We start from the raw sequence: 2330 nt of genomic DNA on the forward strand, positions 1-2330 counted from the left end.
CTGTGATGATAGTTTTAGCGCCTCTCTTCGCATATTTGGCTGAATTGGTCAATTATACAGAGCCGTTGGAGGTTGCAGCGGAAAAGCTCGGATTGAACGAGAATAGCTTGTGGAGCGGGATATTTCCTGACTACACAGTTCCTGGAATTAACGACTACTTTGGAGCGCTTATCACCGGAGCGATCGGCGTCGCTTTAATTCTTGCGATAGGTGTTGCCCTTGCACGAGCTAATAGAGAGAAGCATTAGAGCTTTCTCAGAATACTTCCAAAATTTTTTCGTTTACGAAGAAAATTTGCTGTCAAAAATTGATCCACGAGTAAAGGTTGTGGGCTTTACAATTTTGGCTATTCTCTCCGTTTCAACTTTCGAAATCGAAAAAATCCTCTTTATCATAATTTCGATCTACCTTCTCGCTTTTCTGAGCGGTATTAGCATAGTTAAGCTCATGAAACGCTCTTATCTTTTCCCGCTATTCTCTTTTTTCATAGTTTTACCAACTATGTTTTTTGGCGAACCGTTCTCTTACGTCTTAATTTTTTCTCTGAGAATTTTTGCCGCCATATCTTCTTTGCAGCTTCTCATAATTTCCACCCCCTTCAACGATGTTATCTCAGCTTTAAGAGCTTTGAAAGTTCCGGAGAAGCTTCTCAACTCCCTTTGGGTCACATACATTTACTCCTACATTCTCGTGAGAGATCTACTTGCCATTCTCATAGCGAGGGAAAGTAGGAGAGTTAAAAGGAGCGGACACATAGAGACGATGAAGAGGGGAGGAGAGGTTCTCGGTTTGTTCATGCTGAGAAGTATGGAAAAAGGGGAAAAAGTTGCGCTGGCTATGAAGCTCAGAGGTGAGCCAATTGGAAAAGTTAAGGGGAGTAAGCTATTAATCCCCTACTTTTTACTCGTTGTGGTATGGTGGACGATACTGTGATCGAGGCTGAGAACATAAGCTACACTTATCCAGACGGAACACTCGGCTTCGACGAATTGAGTGTGAAAATAAGAGAAGGTGAGAGAATTGCGATAATAGGAGCAAACGGAAGCGGAAAAAGCACTCTTCTTCTTGTTCTTTCCGGGCTTTTAAAACCAACGACTGGAAAAGTTAGAATTCTTGGGGTTAACCCGGAGGAAAATATCGAAGAAGTGAGAAAAAATGTTGGTTTTCTTTTTCAAGATCCCGACATATTCCTCTTCAACTCCACGGTGTTCGATGAGCTTAGGTATGTGCCCTCTCAGCTTGGTTGGAGTGAGGAAAAAATTAAGGAAGAGGTCAGCAAAATAGCGGAAGAGTTTAAGATTTCGGGAATTCTCAAAAAACCCCCTTTCAGACTGAGCGGTGGAGAAAAGAAGAGAGTCGCTCTGGCGAGCATCCTCATCTACTCCCCAAAAATTCTGTTTCTTGACGAGCCTTTTGCCAACGTTGATGCAAAGACGAAGAGGAAGATTTTCGAAATTCTGGAAACTTACGATGGCACGGTGGTTTTTACGAGCCACGAGCTTGAGCTGGTTGAAAGCTTGGCTGATCGAATTATCGTAATGAGCTTGGAAAAGAGAGTAATAGCTGAAACCGATAAGTTAAACGAAGAGATTTTAAGAAAAGCCGATTTGCTCTGATTTCATGTACTCCCTCAAAAACACAGTTGCGTAACAACCCTTTGGCAAAAAGAACTCGAAAACGCCTTCGGAATAAGAAAACCTTTCAAATTCGAAAGGTATCTCAGCAACCCTCAAACTGCCTTTTGAGGAAAACTCCGGGTACGGAGATTTGAAGCTCTCAAGATCGATTCCTTCCTCTTCGAGAATTTCCTTCAATTTTTCCCCACTCCAGCCAACAAGCTTCGTCTCGTATCCCGGGAGGGGTAAGGCGAGAATGGCGTAACCTTTTTCTTTCAGAAACGAAATCCTCGGAGAGTTGAAGTCTGTAAGAATGGAAAAGTCTTCGGAGTAAACTTTGTATCCCTTTCTAAAATTCACGAAGTCGACGAAGTCGTCTCTTTCAATTTCTTTGAGATTTCCGAACTCTCTTATTCTTTCCGATAGAAGCCTGTTGAAGAGGTAAGACTGGTAGGCGTGGATGAACATGAGCTTGAGGTTTTTAGGCAAGCTAAGGAGAGCTTCAAGCTCGTTTTTGCCCTCTCTCAACTTTTGTAAAAGCAATCTCTCGTATCTCAGGTATTTGGGCAGTTCCCTCAATCCAAATTTTGCATCTCTTTCCTTCCACAGAATTTCTCTTATCTTTCTAACGTCTTCTCTCTCGCCCTCAAAGGGTTTCGCCACGTACACCCAGAAAGCTTCTTCGTATTTTCTTTGAATAATCAGCTTGCCAAC

General features: G+C 42.5%; 3 protein-coding genes and 1 pseudogene. 3 read left to right on the forward strand and 1 reads right to left on the reverse strand.

The genetic code is table 11. The features are described 5' to 3' along the window. The 3 genes and pseudogenes from F7C14_RS06835 to F7C14_RS06845 form a co-directional block, all read left to right on the forward strand. Positions 1-248 (forward strand): annotated as a pseudogene (locus F7C14_RS06835) (nickel transporter); the annotation flags it as partial. Further along, the gene (gene cbiQ / locus F7C14_RS06840; RefSeq protein WP_290901234.1) at positions 220-933 is read left to right on the forward strand and encodes a cobalt ECF transporter T component CbiQ; all 714 of its coding nucleotides are present in this window, start codon (positions 220-222) and stop codon (positions 931-933) included. The pseudogene F7C14_RS06835 and the gene cbiQ, both read left to right, overlap by 29 nt. After that, a complete protein-coding gene (locus F7C14_RS06845; RefSeq protein ID WP_290901237.1) occupies positions 915-1616 on the forward strand; it encodes an energy-coupling factor ABC transporter ATP-binding protein in 702 nt (233 codons plus the stop codon). The genes cbiQ and F7C14_RS06845 overlap by 19 nt, the downstream gene beginning before the upstream one ends. Here F7C14_RS06845 and truD read toward each other — a convergent pair. Next, positions 1593-2330 (reverse strand): tRNA pseudouridine(13) synthase TruD (gene truD, locus F7C14_RS06850; RefSeq protein ID WP_290901240.1); only part of this gene is annotated, 738 nt, incomplete at its 5' end. The two genes, F7C14_RS06845 and truD, sit on opposite strands and share 24 nt — an antisense overlap.

The sequence above is a fragment of the Ferroglobus sp. genome (genome assembly GCF_015521575.1).
GTDB lineage: Archaea > Halobacteriota > Archaeoglobi > Archaeoglobales > Archaeoglobaceae > Ferroglobus.

Coding starts and splice junctions, on each gene's coding strand:
- F7C14_RS06845 (WP_290901237.1), top strand. CDS start 915: ATGGTGGACGATACTGTGATCGAGGCTGAGAACATAAGCTACACTTAT.